The organism is Hymenobacter bucti (assembly GCF_042681145.1).
GTDB lineage: Bacteria > Bacteroidota > Bacteroidia > Cytophagales > Hymenobacteraceae > Hymenobacter > Hymenobacter bucti.
Genome location: NZ_JBHUFD010000018.1, coordinates 931,184 through 951,749, shown reverse-complemented (window position 1 = coordinate 951,749; position 20,566 = coordinate 931,184). Strand labels below are relative to the sequence as shown.

Annotated in this window: 18 protein-coding genes; 11 read left to right on the top strand and 7 right to left on the bottom strand. The window is 63.6% G+C overall.

Annotation, left to right across the window (positions count from 1 at the left end; all coding sequences use genetic code 11):
* Positions 1-119 precede the first annotated feature (119 nt).
* Positions 120-1,655, top strand: a complete 1,536-nt coding sequence (locus tag ACFSDX_RS23010; RefSeq protein WP_382317899.1) for an ArnT family glycosyltransferase — start codon at positions 120-122, stop codon at positions 1,653-1,655.
* 70 nt (positions 1,656-1,725) lie between these two features.
* On the opposite strand, the gene ACFSDX_RS23005 is transcribed toward ACFSDX_RS23010, so the two are convergent.
* The gene (locus ACFSDX_RS23005; RefSeq protein WP_465262262.1) at positions 1,726-1,950 is read right to left on the bottom strand and encodes a hypothetical protein; all 225 of its coding nucleotides are present in this window, start codon (positions 1,948-1,950) and stop codon (positions 1,726-1,728) included.
* 224 nt (positions 1,951-2,174) lie between these two features.
* On the opposite strand from ACFSDX_RS23005, the gene ACFSDX_RS23000 reads away from it, so the two are divergent.
* The 5 genes from ACFSDX_RS23000 to ACFSDX_RS22980 all read left to right on the top strand — a co-directional run bounded on the left by ACFSDX_RS23000 (position 2,175) and on the right by ACFSDX_RS22980 (position 9,785).
* Entirely contained in the window at positions 2,175-3,848 is a 1,674-nt protein-coding gene (locus ACFSDX_RS23000) for a glycoside hydrolase family 43 protein (protein ID WP_382317895.1), read from the top strand.
* 66 nt (positions 3,849-3,914) lie between these two features.
* Complete coding sequence (locus ACFSDX_RS22995; protein WP_382317893.1) at positions 3,915-5,843, top strand: glycoside hydrolase family 97 protein; 1,929 nt, start codon at positions 3,915-3,917, stop codon at positions 5,841-5,843.
* 65 nt (positions 5,844-5,908) lie between these two features.
* On the top strand, positions 5,909-6,865 hold the full coding sequence (locus tag ACFSDX_RS22990) for a glycoside hydrolase family 43 protein (protein WP_382317891.1): 957 nt from the start codon (positions 5,909-5,911) through the stop codon (positions 6,863-6,865).
* 38 nt (positions 6,866-6,903) lie between these two features.
* The gene (locus tag ACFSDX_RS22985) at positions 6,904-8,226 is read left to right on the top strand and encodes a glycosyl hydrolase family 8 (protein WP_382317889.1); all 1,323 of its coding nucleotides are present in this window, start codon (positions 6,904-6,906) and stop codon (positions 8,224-8,226) included.
* Positions 8,223-9,785 (top strand): glycoside hydrolase family 43 protein, encoded by a 1,563-nt coding sequence (locus tag ACFSDX_RS22980; RefSeq protein WP_382317887.1) that lies wholly within the window; start codon positions 8,223-8,225, stop codon positions 9,783-9,785. Before ACFSDX_RS22985 ends, ACFSDX_RS22980 begins: the two co-directional genes overlap by 4 nt.
* 47 nt (positions 9,786-9,832) lie before the next feature.
* Here the strand turns inward: ACFSDX_RS22980 and ACFSDX_RS22975 are convergent, their stop codons facing one another.
* Positions 9,833-10,528 (bottom strand): DUF1361 domain-containing protein, encoded by a 696-nt coding sequence (locus tag ACFSDX_RS22975; protein ID WP_382317885.1) that lies wholly within the window; start codon positions 10,526-10,528, stop codon positions 9,833-9,835.
* Positions 10,529-10,654: 126 nt separating this feature from the next.
* On the opposite strand from ACFSDX_RS22975, the gene ACFSDX_RS22970 reads away from it, so the two are divergent.
* The 5 genes from ACFSDX_RS22970 to ACFSDX_RS22950 all read left to right on the top strand — a co-directional run bounded on the left by ACFSDX_RS22970 (position 10,655) and on the right by ACFSDX_RS22950 (position 16,115).
* On the top strand, positions 10,655-12,388 hold the full coding sequence (locus tag ACFSDX_RS22970) for an ABC transporter substrate-binding protein (protein WP_382317883.1): 1,734 nt from the start codon (positions 10,655-10,657) through the stop codon (positions 12,386-12,388).
* A 103-nt stretch (positions 12,389-12,491) separates the two neighbouring features.
* Positions 12,492-13,787 carry a glutamate-1-semialdehyde 2,1-aminomutase gene (gene hemL, locus ACFSDX_RS22965; protein WP_382317881.1) on the top strand — a complete coding sequence of 432 codons (1,296 nt, stop codon included), beginning with the start codon at positions 12,492-12,494 and terminating at the stop codon, positions 13,785-13,787.
* 40 nt (positions 13,788-13,827) lie between these two features.
* Complete coding sequence (locus ACFSDX_RS22960; RefSeq protein ID WP_382317879.1) at positions 13,828-14,769, top strand: hypothetical protein; 942 nt, start codon at positions 13,828-13,830, stop codon at positions 14,767-14,769.
* A 108-nt stretch (positions 14,770-14,877) separates the two neighbouring features.
* Complete coding sequence (gene dcd, locus ACFSDX_RS22955; RefSeq protein WP_382317878.1) at positions 14,878-15,417, top strand: dCTP deaminase; 540 nt, start codon at positions 14,878-14,880, stop codon at positions 15,415-15,417.
* A 149-nt stretch (positions 15,418-15,566) separates the two neighbouring features.
* Complete coding sequence (locus tag ACFSDX_RS22950; RefSeq protein WP_382317876.1) at positions 15,567-16,115, top strand: hypothetical protein; 549 nt, start codon at positions 15,567-15,569, stop codon at positions 16,113-16,115.
* A gap of 243 nt (positions 16,116-16,358) precedes the next feature.
* On the opposite strand, the gene ACFSDX_RS22945 is transcribed toward ACFSDX_RS22950, so the two are convergent.
* The 5 genes from ACFSDX_RS22945 to ACFSDX_RS22925 all read right to left on the bottom strand — a co-directional run bounded on the left by ACFSDX_RS22945 (position 16,359) and on the right by ACFSDX_RS22925 (position 20,557).
* Entirely contained in the window at positions 16,359-17,039 is a 681-nt protein-coding gene (locus ACFSDX_RS22945) for an MIP/aquaporin family protein (protein WP_382317874.1), read from the bottom strand.
* Positions 17,040-17,217: 178 nt separating this feature from the next.
* Positions 17,218-18,264 (bottom strand): arsenosugar biosynthesis radical SAM (seleno)protein ArsS, encoded by a 1,047-nt coding sequence (arsS, locus tag ACFSDX_RS22940; RefSeq protein WP_382318226.1) that lies wholly within the window; start codon positions 18,262-18,264, stop codon positions 17,218-17,220.
* 89 nt (positions 18,265-18,353) lie between these two features.
* Positions 18,354-18,686: an arsenosugar biosynthesis-associated peroxidase-like protein gene (locus ACFSDX_RS22935; protein ID WP_070742308.1), complete on the bottom strand. Its 333-nt coding sequence runs from the start codon at positions 18,684-18,686 to the stop codon at positions 18,354-18,356.
* A gap of 52 nt (positions 18,687-18,738) precedes the next feature.
* Positions 18,739-19,566 (bottom strand): SDR family oxidoreductase, encoded by an 828-nt coding sequence (locus ACFSDX_RS22930; protein WP_382317872.1) that lies wholly within the window; start codon positions 19,564-19,566, stop codon positions 18,739-18,741.
* A complete protein-coding gene (locus tag ACFSDX_RS22925) occupies positions 19,556-20,557 on the bottom strand; it encodes an NAD-dependent epimerase/dehydratase family protein (protein WP_382317870.1) in 1,002 nt (333 codons plus the stop codon). The genes ACFSDX_RS22930 and ACFSDX_RS22925 overlap by 11 nt, the downstream gene beginning before the upstream one ends.
* Positions 20,558-20,566: the final 9 nt, after the last annotated feature.

Sequence of the window (20,566 nt, the reverse complement as noted above, 5' to 3'; positions counted from 1 at the left end):
GAGTTCGTGGCCGAAGTAGCATTACCTACCGCTGAGGCAGCAAAGAACGTCAGGTAACCCGCCCTAATTTGGCAGCGTGACCGGCGGCCTCCTGTTAAATGTTAATTGATAAATGTTGAATGAAAAAGCCTCTGCTTTTCGCCTTTCTCAAAATCATTTCAGGCCTGCTGCTGGCTGGCTACGGCACCTACGAGCTCCAGCGCGATGAATACCTGTACCTCGACTACGGCCGGCACCTGGCCTGGGGCTACATCGAGGTGCCGCCCCTCACGGCCCTGCAAAGCTGGGTGACGCTGGCACTGGGCGGCGGCTTTTTTTGGGTGAAAGCCTGGCCGCTGCTCTGGGGCGCCGGCACGATATACGTGGTAGTGCAGCTGGCGCGGCGGCTGGGCGGCGGGCCGTGGGCGCAGGTGCTGGCGGGCGTGTGCTACCTCAGCACGGGCTACGGCCGCCTCAATCTACTATTTCAGCCCAATTCTTTTGAGGTGTTCAGCTTCACGCTGGCCACCTACCTATTGGTGCGGCACGCGCAGCCCGATGGGCGGCCCTGGCACCTGTACTACCTAGGGCTGGTGCTGGGCCTGGGCGTGCTCAACAAGTACACAACGTTCTTTTTTGGGGCGGCGGTGCTGGGGGCGCTGCTGCTCACGGCGCCGCGTATTTTTACCCAGCGGCCCATCTGGCGGGCGGCGGGGCTAGCGCTGCTGGTGGCTGCCCCTACCTTATGGTGGCAGGTGGCGCACGGCCTACCCTTCCGGCACCACATGGCGCTGCTGCACGACCAGCAGTTGGTAAACGTGACCCTAGGCGACTTCTGGAAAGACCAGCTGCTGATGAATCTGCCGGCGCTGCTCGTCTGGGTGCCGGGGCTGTGGGCGGCCCTGCGCGGCCGGCCCGCGCCCGCCGCCCGCGTGGCGGGGCTGGTGTACGTGGGCGGGCTGCTGATTCTGAATCTACTGCACGGCAAGAGCTACTACGCCCTGGGCTACTACCCGGCGCTGTTTGCAGTGGGCGCGGTGTGGTGGCAGGCCCGGCTGGCGGCGCGGCCCCGGTTGCGGGTGGCCCTGCTGGTACTGCCGCTGCTGCTGCTGGCCCCGCTGGTGGCGCTCATCTACCCCATCGTACCGCCGGCCCGCCTGGCGCAGCTCGGCCAAACGCCGTTTTACCAAAATCTGGAGGCCAACCGCTGGGAAGACGGCCAGCTGCACCCGCTGCCCCAGGATTTTGCCGATATGCTGGGCTGGCACGAGCTGGCCGATAAAACCTGGCTAGCCTACCAGGCCCTGCCCGACTCAACCCGCGCCCGCACGCTCATCAAGTGCGACAACTACGGCCAGGCCGGCGCCATCAACTACTACAACCGCCACCGCGCCCTGCCGGCCGCCACCAGCTTCAATGGCAGCTACTTGCACTGGTTTCCGGCCCTGCCGCCGCGCCCCTGGCGGCACCTGCTGCTCGTGGGCGAGGGCGACCCGGCGGAGTTGGCCAAGCACTTTCAGTCCTTCCGCAGAGTGGGCGAGATTACGAACCCCTACGCCCGCGAGCGGGGCATCACCATCTACCTGGGCACCGGCCCCAGCCCGGCGCTGCTGGCCCGCGTGCAGGCCGAGCGGCGGCAGGAACTGGCGGCTTGGGAAGGCGGGCTGGGGCGGTAGGGCTGCGGTGATTTTGTTTGGCTGGCTTGGCGAAGAGGCTTGCGCTTGGCTTACCCTAGTTCTGGCTGGATTAGTTTTCGAAGAATCCTACCCTGAGACCCCGCGGCCCCGTGGCGAAGGCCCAGCCCACCACGATACCTAGGCGCTGCCGCACCAGTGTGTGCATGTTTAGGTGCAAGGCATAGGCCAGCAGCAGACCATTCCGGGGACAGGATAGGATGAGGGCGAGGTCATACCAGCAGGGCACGCCGGTGCGGGGCTTAAGGTGCAAGAAGTCGGTGACGAGGTAATGCACATGGAGGAAGAACAGCCGCCACCCCGCGCCCACCGGCGGCCGCAGGCACGGCGGGCTTTTGCGCCGCCGAGGCGTTACCTATCGGTAGGGTTGCGCTGGCGCAGATGCTGTATGTTTAGCCCATTAGCGGCCTCCAGTGCTCCTAATGGCAGCCTAAGCCATTGCCCGGCTGCCGGCTACCCTAGGCAGAAGCCTGAACCATTACCCCCGCTAGCATTCAGAAAATGAACCTAAAAACCTTGCTCCTGACGGCCACGGCCGGCTGGCTGTCGCACACCGCCGCATTTGCACAATCGATTGAGTTGGTCAATCCCATCATGACCGGCTTTTACCCCGACCCCAGCATTGTGAAGGTGGGGCCGGATTATTACCTGGTCAATTCCACGTTTTCGTACTTCCCGGGCATCCCGGTGATGCACAGCCGGGACCTCAAAAACTGGCAGCAGGTGGGCAACGTCATCAGCCGGCCCTCGCAGATGAACTTCTTGGGCGACCGCATGACGCGCGGGCTGTTCGCGCCGGCCATTGAGTACCACAACGGTACGTACTACGTGACCTGCACGCTCATCGACCACAAGGGCAACTTTGTGGTAACGGCCAAAAACCCGGCCGGGCCCTGGAGCGACCCCACTTTCCTGCCCGAGGTGCGCGGCATCGACCCCTCGCTGTACTTTGAGGGCGACAAGGCCTACGTCATCTACAACAGCGACCCGCCCGGCACGCCGCTGTACTCGGGCCACCGCTCCATCAAAATTATTGAGCTGAACCCGCAGACGCTGCAAACCGTGGGCGAGGCCAAAATCGTGGTCAACGGCGGCGTGGACCTTAGCAAAAAGCCCGTCTGGATTGAAGGGCCGCACCTGATGAAGCGCAACGACTGGTACTACCTCTACGCGGCCGAGGGCGGCACGTCGGTCAACCACACCGAGGTCGTTTTCCGCAGCAAAGCGCCCCTGGGGCCGTTTGTGCCTTACGAGAAAAACCCCATCCTCTCGCAGCGCGAGCTGCCCAAGGACCGCAAAGACCCCATCACGTCGGCTGGGCACGCGCAGTTTGTGGAGGGGCCCGATGGCAAGACCTACGCCATTTTCCTGGCCGTGCGCCCCTACGAGGACAACTACTATAATACTGGGCGCGAGACGTTTATTGTGCCCGTAGAGTGGAAAGACGAGTGGCCCATGATGAACCCGGGGCCTAACGGCGTGCAGTACAGCTACAAGGCCAACTTCCCGGAGGTGAAGCAGCCCGGCGCCCGGCCCCAGAACGGCAACTTCGCCTACACCCTCACCTTTGAGAAACAGCTCGACCCGGCGCTGCTGTTCCTGCGCACGGTCGATAGCAGTAATTTTTCCCTAGGTAAAGCCAAGGGCCTCACTCTGAAGCTAAAGCCTGAAACGGTGGCCGAAACCGGCAACCCGGCCTTCATCGGCAAGCGGCAGCAGCACATGTACTGCACCACCGAAACGGAGCTGACTTTCGCGCCGAAAGCGGCTAATGAAAAAGCGGGCCTGGTGGTGTTTCAGGATGAGAAGCACTTCTACTACCTCTGCAAATCGGTGGAAAGCGGCAAGCCGATGCTGCAATTATTCAAGAGCACCGCGGATGAGAAGCAGCCGGAGCTGCTGGCGCAGGCGCCCCTTAAGTCGGCCACGGCTAGCGTGCAGCTGCGCATCAAGGCAGCGGGCGATACCTACGGCTTCGATTTTTCGGAGAATGGCAAGACGTGGACGGTGCTCAAAGACAAGGTCGATGGCAAGTTCCTGAGCACGCAGGTGGCGGGCGGCTTCATCGGCTGCCTGTTCGGGATGTACGCCACCTCGTCGGGCCAGCCCACCACCAATACCGCTTCCTTTAAGTACCTGAAATACGCGGGCAACGACCCGGTGTATAAGAAATAAGGCCCTAGGGGCGGGTAGCAGCGCACACCCGTGGCGGCCCGCCCCTTATCTATCCAATGAATTCCCATGCGTTTGTCTTTCTTTTTGGGTGCCTTTATACTCGCCGCCACTACTGCCCAGGCCGCCGGCCCCGTGCTCGTTAGCAGCCCCGACGGGGCCGTGCAGGTGACCGTGAGCGTCACGCCCCAAGGCCAGCCCACCTACGCCGTGCGCTACCGCGCCACCGAGCTGCTGCGCCCCTCGCGCCTAGGTCTGCAATTAGCCACCGCCGACCTCACGCAGGGCCTGAAATTGGCCAGCGCCGACCAGGTAACCGCCGTGGCCGACGACTACCAGCTGGCCACCGACAAGCGCGCCAACTGCCGCTACCGGGCCAACCGCCGGGTGGTGCACTTCGCGGGCCGGGCCGGGGCGCCCACGCTGAGCGTCGTGTTTCAGGTATCGAACGACGGGGTGGCGTTTCAGTATCTGATTGAAGGCAAAAGCGCCGACATCCAGCGCATTACGGCCGAAAAAACCAGCTTCCACCTGCCGGCCGGGGCCAAGGGCTGGCTGCACCCGCACGCCAAGGCCCAGACCGGCTTTGCCAATACGCAGCCCTCGTACGAGGAGTATTACCAGCGCGGCATTGCGGCCGGCACGCCGTCCACGTTGGGGCAGGGCTGGTCGTTTCCGGCCTTGTTTGAGGCGGGCGGGCGCTGGGTGCTGCTCACCGAGGCAGGCATGAGCCGCAGCTACTGCGGCACCCACCTAGCGCACACTTCGCCCGATGCCGATTACAGCGTCGCTTTCCCGCAGGCCCCGGAAAAAACGACCCCCGACGCGGCGCTGCTGCCCGAAAGCCGCCTGCCCTGGCGCTCGCCCTGGCGCGTTATCGTGGTGGGCAACTCGCTGGCGCCCATCGTGGAATCGACCTTGACCACCGACCTGAGCGCGCCCGCCAAAACGCCCCTGCTCGCCGAGGCGCCCGGCAAGTCGTCGTGGTCGTGGGTGCTGCTGGGCGATAAGAACACGACCTACGACGTGCAGCGCCGCTTCATCGACTACTCGGCGAACATGGGCTGGCGCTATTGCCTGGTCGATGCGCTGTGGGACACGCAAATCGGCTACGACAAAATGCAGGAGCTAGCGCAGTACGCCCGCTCTAAAAACGTGGGTTTGCTGGCCTGGTACAACTCGAATGGTAGCTGGAACGAAGCGCCGCAAACGCCCACCAAGGTGCTGTTTGAGGCCGAAAGCCGGCGTAAAGAATTCGCCCGCATCAAGCAAATGGGCATTGCCGGCATCAAAATCGACTTCTTTGGCGGCGATGGGCAGTCGTTTATGAACTACTACCAGGACCTGCTGACCGATGCCGCCCAGGCCGGCCTGCTGGTCAATTTTCACGGCACCACCCTCCCCAGGGGCTGGAACCGCACCTACCCCAACCTGATGACGATGGAGGCCGTGAAGGGTTTCGAATTTTTGACCTTCGACCAACGAAATACCGACCAGGAGGCCACGCACTGCGCCACGCTGCCCTTCACCCGCAACGCCGTGGGGCCGATGGACTTCACGCCCATGGCCTTTTCCGAAATCAACGGCAAGCAGCGCCGCACCTCCAACGCCTTTGAGCTGGCCTTGTCGGTGCTGTTTCAGTCGGGCATCCAGCACTACGCCGAGGTGCCCGAGGGCATGGCCGCGCAGCCCGCCTACGTGCAGGATTTCGTGAAAAAGCTACCCCCGCGCTGGGCCGACGTGAAGCTGCTCGACGGCTTCCCCGGCGAGTACGCCGTGCTGGCCCGGCAGGCGCCCGATGGCAAGTGGTACCTAGGCGGCATCAACGCCACCGACGCGCCCAAAACCATTCAGCTTGACCTCAGCAAACTCGGCCTGGCCAGCGGCACGCTCATCACCGACGGCGCCACCAACCGCAGCTTCAGCACGCGGGCGGTGGACGGCGCTAGCCTCAGCGTGACGCTGCCGGCGCGCGGCGGCTTTGTGGTGCAGCCCTAGGGTCTTGCCCGGCTCGCTACTCTAGCCCTGGGCCCGCTTTTGCTTTCTACTCGAAAACTGCTTTTATGAAACGCCCCCTGCTCGCCACCCTTTTTACCCTGCTGGCCTGCACCGGCCTGCGGGCGCAAAACCCCATTATCCGCGACGTGTTTACGGCCGACCCGGCGCCACTGGTGTACCGCGATACGCTGTTTTTGTACACCGGCCACGACACGGCTTCGGTGCAGGAAACGAACTACAAGATGCCCGACTGGCGCATCTACTCCACCACCGATATGGTGCACTGGAAAAGCTACGGCACGCGCCTCTCGCCCCGCACCTTTGCCTGGGCCACCGGCGATGCCTACGCGGCGCAGTGCGTCGAGCACAAGGGCAAGTTCTACTGGTTCGTGGCCACCTTCCACAAGAAGAACGACCAGAGCCAAGGCGGCGCGGCCATCGGCGTGGCCGTGTCGGACCGGCCTACCGGCCCGTTCAAAGACGCCCTGGGCAAGGCGCTCATCGTCAATGAAATGACCAAGGACCTGCCGCACGCTTGGGATGATATCGACCCCACCGTTTTTGTGGACGACGATAAGCAAGTGTACCTGTACTGGGGCAACGGCAGCTGCAAGTGGGTGAAGCTCAAGGATAATATGACGGAGCTGGCTGGCCCTATAACCACCTTCACACCCAAAAACTACATCGAAGGCCCCTGGGTCTACAAGCGCAAAAAGCTGTACTACCTCGTGTACGCCAGCAGCGGCACCAAGCCCGAAATGATAGAGTACTGCACGGCTTCCAGCGCGGCCGGGCCGTGGACGTACCGGGGCATCATCCAGGGCAACGTGCCCAACAGCTTCACGACCCACCCCGGCATCGCCGACTACAAGGGCAAAAGCTACTTCTTCTACCACAATGGCGCCCTGCCCACCGGCGGCAGCTACCGCCGCTCCATCTGCGTGGATGAGCTGCGCTACAACGCGGACGGTAGTATTCAGCCCATCGTGCAGACTACCAAGGGTGTAGGGCTAGCGAAATAGAAAAACCCCACCCCGCCACCCGCCGCCATCCCTTCTATATGAACTACTCCTATTTTGCCGACCTAGGCCGGCGGGCTTGCCTGCTGGCGCTTTGCCTAGGGTACCTAGGGGCCGGCAATGCGTCGGCCCAAACTCCGGCTAAAACGCGCCCAGCGGCCCCGAAAGGTGCCTTTTACACGAATAAGTACCCCAATTTGCTCCGCGAAGCGGGCTATAGCCAGGCTGACATTGACCAGAAGGTAGCGCAGGCCTACCACGACGTGTTTGAGGGGCCTAATAAGGTGTATTTCGAGGTGGGCGACTCGCTGGCCTACGTCTCGGATGTGAAGAACGAGGACGCCCGCACCGAAGGGCTGTCCTACGGCCTGATGGTGGCCGTGCAGCTCGATAAGAAGGAGGTGTTTGACCGCCTCTGGCGCTGGTCGAAGCAGCACTTGCAGCACCAGAGCGGCCCGCTAGCCGGCTACTTTGCCTGGAGCATCAACACGACTACCATGAAGCGCAATTCGGAAGGGCCGGCCTCGGACGGTGAGCTGTATTTCGTAACCAGCCTGCTCTTCGCCGCCAACCGCTGGGGCAACGACACGGGCATCAATTACTACCAGGAGGCCCGTCGCATCCTGGATGCCTCGTGGAAAAAGGACGGCACCGGCGATGTGTATAATCTCTTCAATACCAAGCACAAGCAGATAAGCTTCGTGCCCGTGGGCGAGATGTACAACTGGACCGACCCGTCGTACCACGTGCCGGCTTTTTTGGAGGTGTGGGCCGAATATGCCAAGGATGGGCACGCGCAGTTTTACCGCGACTGCGCCGATACGGCGCGCGTGTTTTTGCACCGCGCCTGCGCCGCGCCCACCGGCCTCAACTACGATTACACCGAGTTTAGCGGCCGGCCCCACGCTACCAAGTGGGCGCCGCCGGCGTTCCGCTACGACTCGTGGCGCGTGCCCATGAACATTGCCATGGACTACGTGTGGTTTGGCAAGGACCCGCGCTGGCAGCAGCAGTACGCGCAGCGCTTCCAGGGTTTTCTGCGGGCGAAGGGCCTCAATACCTTCGAGGACCAGTTCAACGTGGACGGCTCGCGGCCCGATTTTATTTTGCCGGCCGGCAAAGTGAAGAAGCTGCGGCACTCGCTGGGTCTGGTGGCTACCTCGGCCGCGGCCTCACTCATGAGCCCGGACGCCAAGCGCCTCGACTTCGTGCACGCCCTCTGGCAGGCCAAACTCGCGCCTTACGAGGACGGCTATTTTGACCCGTACTATGACGGGCTGCTGTACTTGTTCAGCCTGATGCACCTGAGCGGTAAATATCAGCTTATTAAGCCCCAAGCGGCTCGCTTACCTTCCTCGAAATGAAAAAGCTTCTCCTGCTGCTGCTGGCGCTCGGCGGCCCCTGGCGGCTACCCACTGCGGCAGGCCAGGCCCACAACCCGCTGGTGTATGCCGATGTGCCGGATTTGTCGATGATTCGGGTCGGCAAGACCTACTACATGAGCAGCACCACCATGCACATGAGCCCGGGGGTGCCCATCATGAAATCGACGGACCTAGTAAACTGGAAGCTCGTGAGCTACGCCTACGATACCCTATCCAGCGTCGATGCCATGACCCTGGCCCACGGCCAAAGCACCTACGGGCGCGGCTCGTGGGCCAGCAGCCTGCGCTACCACCGGGGCACGTACTACGTCAGCACCTTTGCCCAAACCACGGGCAAAACCCACGTGTACTCGACCAAAAACATTGAAAAAGGCCCCTGGAAGGCGGTTTCATTCCGGCCCAGCCTGCACGACCACTCGCTGTTTTTCGACGACGATGGCCGCGTGTACATGGTCTACGGCTCGGGCAAGCTCCAACTGGCCGAGCTCACGGCCGACGTATCGGGCCTGAAGCCGGGCACCACGCCCCAGGTCATTATCGAGAATGCTGGCACCCCGGCCGGCGCCACCGGTCTGCCGGCCGAGGGTTCGCAGCTGTTCAAAATCAAGGGTAAGTACTACCTCTTCAATATCTCCTGGCCGCGCGGCGGGATGCGGACGGTCATCATTCACCGGGCCGATAAAATAACCGGCCCCTACGAGGGCCGCGTGGCTTTACAAGACCTGGGCGTGGCCCAGGGCGGCCTCATCGACACGCCAGGCGGCGAGTGGTTTGCGTACTTATTCCGCGATTTTGGGGCGGTGGGCCGCATCCCCTATCTGGTGCCGGTGCAGTGGAAAAACGGCTGGCCGGTGCTGGGCAACCCAGCGGGCAAAGTACCCGAAACGCTGGCCCTGCCCGCCAACAAAAGCCTGCTACCGGGCCTGGTCGCCTCCGATGAGTTTGCGCGCCGGGCGGGCGAGCCGGCCCTGCCCCTCGTGTGGCAATGGAACCACAACCCCGACAACGCGCTGTGGTCCGTAACCGAGCGCCCCGGCTACCTGCGCCTGCGTACCGGGCGGGTTGATTCGTCGTTTCTAATGGCGCGCAACACGCTGACCCAGCGCACCATCGGGCCGGTGTGCGCCGGCACGGCGGCGCTGGATATAGCCCATTTGCAGCCCGGCGATTTTGCCGGCCTAGGGGTGCTGCAAAAGCGCTATGGCCTGGTGGGCGTGCAGGCCAGCCAGGGCGCGAAGGCCATCGTAATGGTCAGCGCCGAATCAGAAAAGCCGGTCGAAATCCAGCGACTGCCGCTGACCCAGGACAAGGTGTATTTCAAAATCGAGTGCGATTTTCGGGACCGCAAGGACGTGGCTACCTTCTTCTACAGCCTCGATGGCCAGCGCTGGCAGCCGGTGGGCGGGCCGCTCAAAATGGCCTATACGCTGCCCCACTTCATGGGCTACCGGTTTGGCCTCTTCAACTACGCCACCGAGCGGGCGGGCGGGTACGTGGACGTAGATTACTTCCGCATTGAGGACCACCTAGGGAAGTAGTAGGTAGCCCGCGCGTTAGGCAGCCGGCGGTCCCTAGGTACCAGTTCTTACTTCTCGCGTTCGGTTGCCGCTTCCACGCGCCCCAATAGCCGCACCGTGGCGTAGCCGATGAGCAGAAACGCCCAGAACACGACCGTGACGCCCCAGGTCTGCCAGTTGTGGAAGGGGTGCAGGAAGCGCTGCACGATGTCGTAGAACAGCGTGAACGGGTTGCTGAGGATATCCCAGGAATTGAAGCGCAGGTACCGCCCTAGGTACACCCCGAACGCGCTGAGGCCCAGCGCCACCGTGGCAAAGCCCCAGCCCGCCAGAAAGCCCAGCCGCTGCCGCACCAGCGTGTGCATGTCCATGAGCGAGGCGTAGGCCAGCATCAGGCCATTCCAGGCGCAGGACATAATGAGGGCCAGGTCGTACCAATACGGTACGCCAGCGCGGGGCTCGAGGTGAAAGAGGTCGGTGACGAGGTAGGGCGCGTTGGGGAAGAACAGCAGCCACACCACGCCCACCGGCAGCAGCAGCCGGGCCTTCGGCCGGTGGGCGGCCAGGTGGATGGCCGCGCTCAGGGCAAACGGAATGGCGGCCAGAAACAGATTCCAGAGCAGGAATACGAACGTCAATTGCTGCGTGAGCACCACTCGCACCGCAATGAGGACAAAGCTCAGGGCCAGCGACAAGCCCAGGGCCAGCAGCAGCGGCAGGCGGTGGCGCAGGGCGGGCAGCGAGAGGGGCATGGCGAGGGACATGAGCGCGGTACGGAACAGGAATACGCTAAAGTAAGCGGCCAGCGCGAGCAGATTGCGTTCGGGCCCCTCCCGGTGGCACGTACCTTTGCGGCAGCTAACGCGGCTACCTAGCCGTTTCAGTATCGCATGACTTACTTTTTTCGGGCCGCCCCTGCCTCGCTGCGGCGGCTCTTGCTGCTAGGGCCCTGGGCCCTGCTGCTGAGCCTGGGCGCCAGCGCGCAGGGCCAGCTCACCCGCTACCAAACGGCCAAAACCCAGCTCGACCAGGGCCGCTACGCCGTGGCCATGCAGCAATTGCAGCCCCTGACCCAGCCGGTTAATCACTTTGCCCAGGCCCCCGACGCGGCCTACCTCTACGCCGTGGCCGCCACCCGCCTTGGGCAGTGGGCCGAGGCCGAGCAGATGCTCAACCTCATCCGCAACCAGTACCCCACCTACGCGGGCCTCAACGAGGCGCTGTACCTGCAAGGCCAGGTTTCGTTTGAGCAGGGCGACTACGACACGGCCCTGCGCACCCTAGGGCAGCTGCCCGCCGAGCAGTACGCCCCGCTGCGCGAGGCCATGCAAACCAACTACTTAAGCAAGCTCAAGGACCGCGCCACCTGGCAGCGCCTGCGCCAGCGCTACCCCCAGAGCAAGCTCGTGGGCCGGCTCTACGCCGACTTCTTGCTGGCCAACGGCCCGCTGCCCGACCCCGACCGCCAGCAGCTCGACGCGCTCATCACGCAGTTTAAGCTCGACCGCAATCGCTACGCGGCGGTGCTGGCCACCGCGCCGGCCGCCCCCAAGGCCTTGCCGCGCAAGGGCACCTACAATATTGGCGTGCTGCTGCCCTTCGAATTGCAGGACAACACCTGGCAGACGCAGCGCAAAAACCAGTTCGTGACTGACCTCTACGCCGGCCTGCGCCTGGCCCAGGACTCGCTGCAGCGCGCCGGGCACCCAGTGCAGCTATTTGCCTACGACACGGGGGCTGATACGCTGACGCTGAAGTCGGTGCTGGCCCTGCCCGAGCTGGCGGGCATGGATATGCTCGTTGGGCCGGTGTATAAGTCGGGGGCCAAGCTGCTGGCCCGCTTCGCCCGCGAGCACCAGATAGTGTGCATCAACCCGCTCTCGCAGGATGCGGGCCTGGTGCTCGACAATCCTTATCACTATCTCTACATGCCCAGCGCGACCACCCAGGGCCGGCTTGCGGCGCAGTTTGCGGCGTCGGCCTTCGGCATCGGCCGCCCCGCCGTATTGCTGCACGAAGACGTGAAGGACGACAACGACTTTGCCCTGGCCTACCAGGCCGCCTACGAAGAGGCGGGCGGTAAAATCCTGGCCTCCCGCGCTTTCCGCGCCAATGACCCCGCCAGCCTCGCCGCCGCTTACACCGGCCTCGACCTGGCCGGGGCCAGCCACCTGGTGGTGGCTTCGGATGACCGTAAGGCTGGTCCGGCCGCTTTTGCGGCCCTAGGGGCGGTGCCCGGTGCCACCCGCCCGGCCCTGCTGGTGCCCGGCGAATGGCTCGACAACCCCAGCTTGGGCCTGGGCCAGCTCGGCGGCGGCAACGTGTACTACTACCACCCCAAGTATTTCGACGCGCAGCGCCCCAGCTTCCGCCGCTTCCGCCAGCTCTACCTGGCTAAGCAAAACCTGCCGCCCTCCACGTTTGCCAGCCAGGGCTTTGAGCTGCTATTGTTTTTCGGGTCGGCCCTCCAGCAGTTTGGGCCGGCTTTTCAGGGCGGGCTAGCCGCCGCGCCGCCGCTGCCGGGTGCCATCTTCGAGGGCCTCGCCTACCCCGGCGGCGCCCACGACAACCAAGTGGTGCCGATGGTGAAGCTCAGCAACCTGGAGTTTCAGTTGGTGCGGTGATTTCAGTGCTCAGTTATTAGTGTTTAGTACTTAGTCGACAAGATTCAACAAACGTTAATAACTCAGCACTAACAACTAAGCGTTAATAACTAAACACTATAAAATGACTACTTCCGAAAACCTCTTTGCCCGCGCCCAGGAGCTGATTCCGGGCGGTGTGAACTCGCCCGTGCGGGCCTTCCGGGCGGTAGGCGGCGCGCCCATTTTTATGCAGTCGGCCGCGGGGGCCTGGCTCACCGATGTCGATGGCAATAAGTACGTGGACTTCATCAACTCGTGGGGGCCGATGATACTCGGCCACGCGCCGGCCGTGGTGCTCGATGCCGTGCGCGAAGCCCTGCCGCACTCGCTTTCGTACGGCGCGCCCACTCGGCGCGAGGTCGAGCTGGCCGAGCTGCTCATCGAGATGGTGCCGAGCTTGGAAAAAGTGCGCCTCGTGAACTCGGGCACCGAGGCCACGATGTCGGCCATTCGGGTGGCGCGCGGCTACACCGGGCGCGACAAAATCCTCAAGTTTGAGGGCTGCTACCACGGCCACGGCGACTCGTTCCTTATCGCGGCCGGCAGCGGCGCCCTCACCCTAGGGGCCCCCGACTCGCCGGGCGTAACCGAAGGCGTGGCCAAGGATACGCTCACCGTTCCGTACAACGACGTGCCCGCCCTGAAGGCCGCCATCGCCGCCAACCCCGAGCAAATTGCCACCATCATTATCGAGCCGGTGGTGGGTAACATGGGCCTTGTGGAGCCTGCGCCGGGCTTTTTGGCCGAGCTGCGGGCGCTGTGTACCCAGCACGGCATCATCCTGCTCTTTGATGAGGTGATGACGGGCTTCCGCCTCGCCCCCGGCGGCGCGCAGCAGCTCTACGGCGTGACGCCGGATATGACGACCCTAGGCAAAATCATCGGCGGCGGCCTGCCCGTGGGCGCCTACGGGGGCCGCGCTGACATTATGAACCAGGTGGCCCCCGCCGGCAAGGTGTACCAGGCCGGCACGCTTTCGGGCAACCCGCTGGCCACGGCCGCCGGCATGGCCCAGCTGCGCTACCTGCACGAGCACCCCGAGGTGTACACGCAGCTGGAGGCTACCAGCGCCCACCTAGCCGACGGCACCCGCCAGATTGCCAAGGACTTGGGCCTGAACTACACCGTAAATCGGGTGGGTTCGATGTTCAGCCTGTTCTTTACTTCGGAGCCGGTCAACAACCTGGAGGACGCCAAGAAAGCCGACCTGCCGGCGTTCGGCCGCTACTTCCACGCCATGCTGAAGCGGGGCATCTACCTGGCGCCCTCGCAGTTTGAGGCGCTGTTTGTTTCGACGTCTATCACCGATGAGCTAGTGGAAAAGTACCTAGGGGCCTGCCGCGAGTCACTGCTGGAGGCGCACGGCCTTGCGGGTTAATTTCACACCGCGCCCTTCTTCACCTTTGAATTTCTGAGCTATGCGTTACCTGTGGCAACTGTTGCTTTTCCTTCCCTTCCTGAGCCTGGCTCAGGGCGAAACGCCCGCGCAGGCCAACAAAAAGCTGTTTGAACGCACCATCGACGAGCTGAACTTTCGCACGTTCGAGACAGTGTACGACAAGCACTTCACGCGCCAGAAATTCCCCGAAAACCTGCGCACCGCGGCCGCCCGGCGGGCGTTTACCAACTTCGAAGGCAATGCCGAGCTGCAAAAGCTGTTTCTGAACTACAACGGCGTGGCCGAGCGCTACAAAACGCACTTCGGCGGCGGCTCGCTCTCGCAGGCTGAGTTTGAGAAGCAACTCAACGGCGTGGTGCGCGACCGCAACTTCGAGTTTTTTATTCGCGGCCTACCGCGCGATGAGCGCTCGGCCCTCATCCGCACCGAGCAGCGCATCATCAAGCAGGCCGTGGCGCGCTTCAACGCCAGCGGCGACACGGGTCCGGCCAACGTGCCCGCCGCCGATGCCGAGCCCGAGCCCTCGCTGGCCTCGGCGCCGCTTACTACCAACGGCCCCGCCGCCGAGGCCGCCCCGGCCGCCGGCGCCAGCGAGCCCGAGCTGCGCAGCCCTGCTACCGACGCCGGGGCCGAACCCAGCACTGCCGGCCCCGGCTGGGTGGGCTACCTCACGCTGCTGAGCAGCCTAGCCACGCTGGGCCTGGGCGGCTTTGCCCTCCTAAGCGTGCTGCCCGAGCTGAGCCGCCTGCGCCGCCGCGTGCGCGAGCTAGAAGCCGCAGGCACCCAGCCCCCCGCCTACGCCGAAACCGACCCCGATGCCCCCGACCAGGCGCCGACCGAAGCGCGCCCCAGCTTCCTGAGCCGCCTGCGCGGCCCGGCCGGTGGCGAGCTGCTTACCGATAATTACGACGACGGCGATGAGGACGACGACGAGCCGGACCCGCGTCAGCCGTTGCGCTAATTACTTCCTCGTGCCTCACTACAGCGCCTGCTTGCGGCGCGCTACCCACTTATTTCCCCAGCGGGGCGGCCCCAAAACCCGCCTAATCCGCTAAAACCAGCGTAATCCGTGATTCTTACCGACCAGCAAATCCGCACCGAAATCGAGCGCGGTACCATTGTAGTTCAGCCTTATGACCCCAGCTGCCTGGGCACCAACTCCTACGACGTGCACCTAGGCCGCTACCTGGCCACCTACGACGACGCCGTGCTGGATGCCCGCCGCCACAACACCATCACCACCTTCGAGATGTCGGCCGAGGATGGCTTCGTGCTCCAGCCCGGCATCTTGTACCTGGGCGTGACGGAGGAGTACACCGAAACCCATGCCCACGTGCCCTTCCTCGAAGGCAAGAGCAGCGTTGGCCGCCTAGGTATCGATATTCACGCCACGGCCGGCAAGGGCGACGTGGGCTTCTGCAACCACTGGACGCTGGAAATCAGCGTGTCGATGCCCGTGCGGGTGTACCCCGGCATGCCCATCGGGCAGCTCATCTACTTCGGCTTGCAGGGCGACGTGCAGACCTTCTACAACCGCAAGCAGTCGGCCAAGTACAACGAGCGCACCGACCGGCCCGTGGAGAGCATGATGTGGAAAAACTCGTTTTAGCCACGGGCAGGCACTACCTAGGGGCTGCGAAGCGTTACCAGGGCCAACGCCGGCTAACCTCCACGGGGGCTCTTTCGTTAGTACGGGGGCCAGCAGTGCCCGGCTTGGCACACTAGTTGGCAATTAGAAAACCTCCATTTCTTCTCCGCATGACTTTGAAGCCTTTTTTTGCCGCCTGCTTGCTAATAGCGGCCCCCAGCGCAGCTTTTGCCCAGCAGCCCGCTACGCTTTCGGCCCCCAGCCCAGTGGCCGTGCAGGATAAAACGCAGGCCAGCCAGCGCCTCAACCCCATAATAGAGGCCCGCGCCGACCACCTAAGCACCCAGATGGTGCGCGACCTGCACCTCAACAACTACCAGGCTACCCGCCTGCGGTCCATCAACGCCGACAAAGTAGCCAAGCTCGATGCCCTTGAGCGCCAGTATGCCCGCAGCCCCAAGCAGCTCGAAGAGCAGTCGAAAGCCGTGGGCCGCGAGCGCGACAAGGAGTTGCAAGTGGTGCTTACCACCGACCAGTACACCGACTATTTCGACGCCCGCCAGCGCTACGCCCAGTTCGACAAGAACTACGCTGCTTCGGCTTCGTCGGCCATTCTCGTCAACTCCATTCAGAATCCGGCCCCGGTGCGGGCCAATGACGCCACCATCGGCCCGGCTCGTAAAACCACCCGCAACACCCAACCTACCGGGCGGCAGTAGCCAGCACTAACCATCGTGAAAACCGCTTCTGACGCTACGTCAGGGCGGTTTTCTCCTTTCTGGCCAGCCAAGAAGCTCGTGCTGCTCCTACCTGTTCAGAGCCGAGCCAATACGGTCTTGGCTAGCCAGCTCAGGCATTGGGAGGAGGTCAGGGTGAGCGTCGGGAAGTCTTCAGCCAAGTGACCGTTTGGGGCGACCTAGGCGGCGGCCCGTTGCCAGCGATTTCCTTCGGGGCCGACCTGCTCAGGTAGAGGCGGGGCCGCCCACTACTGGTTTGAGTTGCAACAACCGGTCGGCCAGCACGGCCAGCAGCACGCCGGCCAGCGGGGCCGCCACGTAGACCCAGGCGGCGGTGAAATTGCCGCTCAGCAGGGCGGGTGCCAGCGAGCGGGCCGGGTTCATGGAGGCCCCGCTGAGGGGGCCGCCCACCAGTGCTTCGAGCCAAACCGTGGCGCTGATGGTGAGGCCCACCAGCAAGCCCTGCTCGTAGTAGCTCGACGTAACCCGCAGAATAACAAGCATGAGCCAGAACGTAAGGCCCAGCTCAACGCCAAACGCCTGGCCGGCGCCGTGGGCCGGCAGCGTGGCCCCCAGCAACGAGCCGGGGCTGGCCAGCAGCCGCACTGCCCAGCTCCCGAGCCCGGCCCCCACTAGCTGCGCCAGCACGTAGGGCAGCACGCGGCGGCCCGGAAACCGGCCCGCCGCCCAAAAGCCAATGGTCACCGCTGGGTTCACGTGAGCCCCGCTCACGTGGCCGAGGCCCTGAATGATAATCAGCACAATGAGCCCAAAGGCGGCGGCCACGCCACCGTGGCCCAGGTTGTGGGCTTGCTCATCCACCACCACCGCGCCGGTACCAAAAATCAATAAAAAGGCGGTGCCGAGCACTTCGGCCAGCAAGCATTGGCGGAGGGTGGGAGTCATGCGGTGGCCAAGGGTTGAACCTAGGAGAGGCTATTTTGAGTTACTTCAAAATGGCCAGAAACAGCGGTTGTCCTTGCGAGCGCAACGAAGCAATCGTACCCAAACAGCTCGTTGTGACACGATTGCTTCGCTGCGCTCGCAAGGACGTGCGTTTTCTTATCAGCTGAAAAACAAGCGCCTACGCCACGGTGCCGCCGCAGCTGGAGCCGGCGCCCGCCGTGCAGCCGTAGCAGTGCTGATTGACCACGATGGGGCGCTGGGCCAGGGCCGCGGCGTCGAAGTCGCGGATGTGCTGGCTGGTGCTGGCCACGTGCAGGTCAAGCATCTGGTTGAAGTCGCAGTCGTAGAGGCCGCCGTCCCAACCCACCGAGATGGTGTCGCGGCACATCACGCCGGTGGCCGCCGTGGGGTTGAAGGCCGTCACGAGCTTTTCCATATAGCCTGCGTAGTTGCCCGACTCCACGAGGTAGTCGAGGAAGCGGCTCACCGGCAAGTTGGTGATGGCAAACAAGCTGTTGAACACAATGCCGTGGTCTTTGGCCAGCGCCTGCTTGAACTGCCGCTCCAGCGCCGCCTGCGGGCCGGGCATAAAGGCGCCGGCCGGGTTATACACCAAGTTCAGTACCAGGCCGCTACCGGACTGGCCGTAGCCCACCGCGTTCAGCATTTTCAGGGCCTTGATGGAGTCGTCGAAGACGCCATCGCCGCGCTGGCGGTCGGTTTTATCGGCCGAGTAAAAGGGTAGCGAGCTGACTACTTCCACGCCGTGCTTTTTGAAAAACTCGGGCAGGTCATAGTACTTTTTATTGGCTACGATGATAGTTAAGTTGCAGCGCACCAATACTTTGCGGCCCAGCTTGCTGATTTTCTCCACAAACCACCGGAAATCGGGGTTCATCTCGGGTGCGCCGCCGGTGAGGTCCACGGTCGGAATATCGGTCTGGGCCAGCGCGTCGAGGCAGAGCTGCATGGTGTCGCGGGTCATGATTTCCTTGCGGTCGGGGCCGGCATCCACGTGGCAGTGCTTGCACACCTGGTTGCACATTTTGCCCACGTTGATTTGCAGGACCGCCGGCAATACCGGCCGCAACGGAAACAGGCCCACCTCCTGCATTTTCTGGTGAAAGGGCGGCAGGTGCAGCACATCCACCACTTCCTGGCGCAGCACGGTAAGCTGAAAAGCCGAATTGGCGAGCTGGTTGCCGGTGGCCTTGAGGGATTTTATCATGGAAAGGAAAAGGCTGGCGGTAAGGCCCTAGGGTAAAAGCACGTCATGCAGAGCTGCGCTCCGCATGACGTGCTTTTGGCAATCATTTACATCGATAACTCTTTGACTTTATTCATCATCTGCACGCCGTGCACCAGCGTAGCGCCGCCGCGAATGGCAGCGGCCACGTGCACGGCCTCCATCATTTCGGGCTCGGTGCAGCCCTTTTCCAGCGTGTCGGCCGAGTAGGCGTCGATGCAGTAGGGGCACTGCACGGCGTGCGACACGGCCAGGGCGATGAGCGATTTTTCGCGAGCCGTGAGGGCGCCTTCGGCGAAAACGGCGCCGTAGTAGGCGAAGAATTTATCGGCAAATTCCTTCTGAAACTCGCCGATGTTGCCAAATTTCTTGAGGTCGGCGGGGTTGTAATACGTTTCCATGCGGGGCTTTTAAAAAAGTACGAAAAAGGACGATTTTTAGATTGCCGGCAGGCTACTCGTAGAAGTTGCGCAGCCGGCGCTGGGAAGTTAGCACCACCCAGTCGCCGAGGCGGGGCAGCAGCGCGTGCACCACCAGAATCAGGCGCCCTAGGGCCGAAATAACGGTGCGCCGCCGCCGCCGCCGCACGTGCCGCAGGATGATGGCTGCCACCTGGGCCTGCGATTTTTGCCAGCGCGGCGGGCGGTGCGCGATGGGCACAGGCTGGCCGGCCGCGTCGAGCACGCGCTTGTCGGGGTCGTTTTGGGTGAAACCGATGTGGACCACCCCGAAGTGCACGCCCGTGTCGGCTAGCTCCAGACGCAGGGTGTGGGCCAGGTTGGCCAGCGCGGCCTTGCCGGCGCAGTAGGCCGAGCCGCTCGGCATGCCGTTGAGGGCCGAGATGGAGGAGATAAACGTGACGCTGCCCCGCGCCCGAATGAGGTGCGGCAGCGCCGCCTTGAGCGGGTACACCGAGCCGTAGACGTTGCTGTCGAGCACCTGCTGAAACACGCCGGGCTGCATATCCACGAAGTACGCGCGCTGGGAAATACTGGCGTTGGTAATCAGAATGTCAAGCCGACCGAAAGCATCTATCGCCTTGGCTATTAAGCGCTCGCAGGCGGCGTAGTCGGTGACGTCGGCCACGCAGGCGGCTACTTGGTATCCCTCGGCGGCCAGGGCTTGGCGGGTGGCTTCGAGGCGCTCGGGCTGGCGACCATTTAGCACCACGGCCGCGCCCTGCTGGCAAAAGGCGCGGGCCGTTTCGCGGCCAATGCCCGACTCCGACCCCGTGATGAGGACGACCTGGCCTGCCAGCGGGCCGGCAGTTTTACTGAACATAGCCGTGGGTTTTAAACCAATCGAAGGCCTCGGCCACAGCTTGGATAATGGGTGTTTGGGGGAGCGACAATTCGTGGCGGGCTTTCTGGGCCGTAAAGTAATGGCCATCGTTGGCCACGGCCGTCATGGCCGAGTTGACCTGGGCGGCGCGGCCAGTAAAGAGAGCTCGGAGGTCGCAAATTGCCCCGTAAAAATTGGCCAGTGGCGGCGGTACGGGCCAGCGCGGCGGCGCCACCCCCAGCACACCGGCTATCAGGCCAAAAGCTTCTTTATAGCTCAGGTTCTCATTGCCCAAAATGTACGACTCGCCTACCCGGCCCTGGGTCAGGGCGTTGACGGTGGCCACGGCCACATCGCGCACGTGGACGTAGTTTTTGCCGCCTAGGGGGTAGCCGGGCAGGCGGCCACGGTGCAGCTCCAGCAGCAGGGCGCCCGAGGTGGGCCGGGCATCGCCGGGCCCCAGCATAAAGGTGGGGTGCACCAGCACGGCGGGCAGCTGCTCGCGGGCCACGGCTTGCAGCACGCGGTCGGTGGCGGCGCGCTTACCGTCCATGTAATCAAGGCCGTAGCGGCGGCCGGCGTAGGGCCGGGTTTCGTCGCCGGGCTGAGTTTTTGAGCCGAAGCCGAAAACGTTGGCCGTGCCCACGTACACGAAGCGCCCTACCCCTACGGTGCGGGCCAATGCGATAGCCTGCTCGGTACCGCCGAGATTGGCGGCGCGCACGGCCCGGCTGCGCGCCGGGTTCACCTGGGCCAGCGCGGCGGCGTGGATGATGGCTTCGCAGCCCCTGCCTACGTCGGCTAGAACCGCTCTACGGACCACACGCGCTAAGTCAAACTCGCATACTTCGATGGGCAACGACTGCAAGGGCGGCAGGGCCGAACTCGCCCCGCCGCCCGGCCGCACCAGCGCCCGCACGGGGTAGCCACGGTGCAGCAATTCGGCCACGAGGTGGCGACCTAAGAAACCGTTGGCTCCGGTTACGAGCACGCGCGGAAG

Excerpts from the sequence above, each read along its gene's own strand:
- ACFSDX_RS23010 (WP_382317899.1), top strand. The coding sequence starts at position 120 with ATGAAAAAGCCTCTGCTTTTCGCCTTTCTCAAAATCATTTCAGGCCTG.
- ACFSDX_RS23000 (WP_382317895.1), top strand. The coding sequence starts at position 2,175 with ATGAACCTAAAAACCTTGCTCCTGACGGCCACGGCCGGCTGGCTGTCG.
- ACFSDX_RS22995 (WP_382317893.1), top strand. The coding sequence starts at position 3,915 with ATGCGTTTGTCTTTCTTTTTGGGTGCCTTTATACTCGCCGCCACTACT.
- ACFSDX_RS22990 (WP_382317891.1), top strand. The coding sequence starts at position 5,909 with ATGAAACGCCCCCTGCTCGCCACCCTTTTTACCCTGCTGGCCTGCACC.
- ACFSDX_RS22985 (WP_382317889.1), top strand. The coding sequence starts at position 6,904 with ATGAACTACTCCTATTTTGCCGACCTAGGCCGGCGGGCTTGCCTGCTG.
- ACFSDX_RS22980 (WP_382317887.1), top strand. The coding sequence starts at position 8,223 with ATGAAAAAGCTTCTCCTGCTGCTGCTGGCGCTCGGCGGCCCCTGGCGG.
- ACFSDX_RS22975 (WP_382317885.1), bottom strand. The coding sequence starts at position 10,528 with ATGTCCCTCGCCATGCCCCTCTCGCTGCCCGCCCTGCGCCACCGCCTG.
- ACFSDX_RS22970 (WP_382317883.1), top strand. The coding sequence starts at position 10,655 with ATGACTTACTTTTTTCGGGCCGCCCCTGCCTCGCTGCGGCGGCTCTTG.
- hemL (WP_382317881.1), top strand. The coding sequence starts at position 12,492 with ATGACTACTTCCGAAAACCTCTTTGCCCGCGCCCAGGAGCTGATTCCG.
- ACFSDX_RS22960 (WP_382317879.1), top strand. The coding sequence starts at position 13,828 with ATGCGTTACCTGTGGCAACTGTTGCTTTTCCTTCCCTTCCTGAGCCTG.
- ACFSDX_RS22950 (WP_382317876.1), top strand. The coding sequence starts at position 15,567 with ATGACTTTGAAGCCTTTTTTTGCCGCCTGCTTGCTAATAGCGGCCCCC.
- ACFSDX_RS22945 (WP_382317874.1), bottom strand. The coding sequence starts at position 17,039 with ATGACTCCCACCCTCCGCCAATGCTTGCTGGCCGAAGTGCTCGGCACC.
- ACFSDX_RS22935 (WP_070742308.1), bottom strand. The coding sequence starts at position 18,686 with ATGGAAACGTATTACAACCCCGCCGACCTCAAGAAATTTGGCAACATC.
- ACFSDX_RS22930 (WP_382317872.1), bottom strand. The coding sequence starts at position 19,566 with ATGTTCAGTAAAACTGCCGGCCCGCTGGCAGGCCAGGTCGTCCTCATC.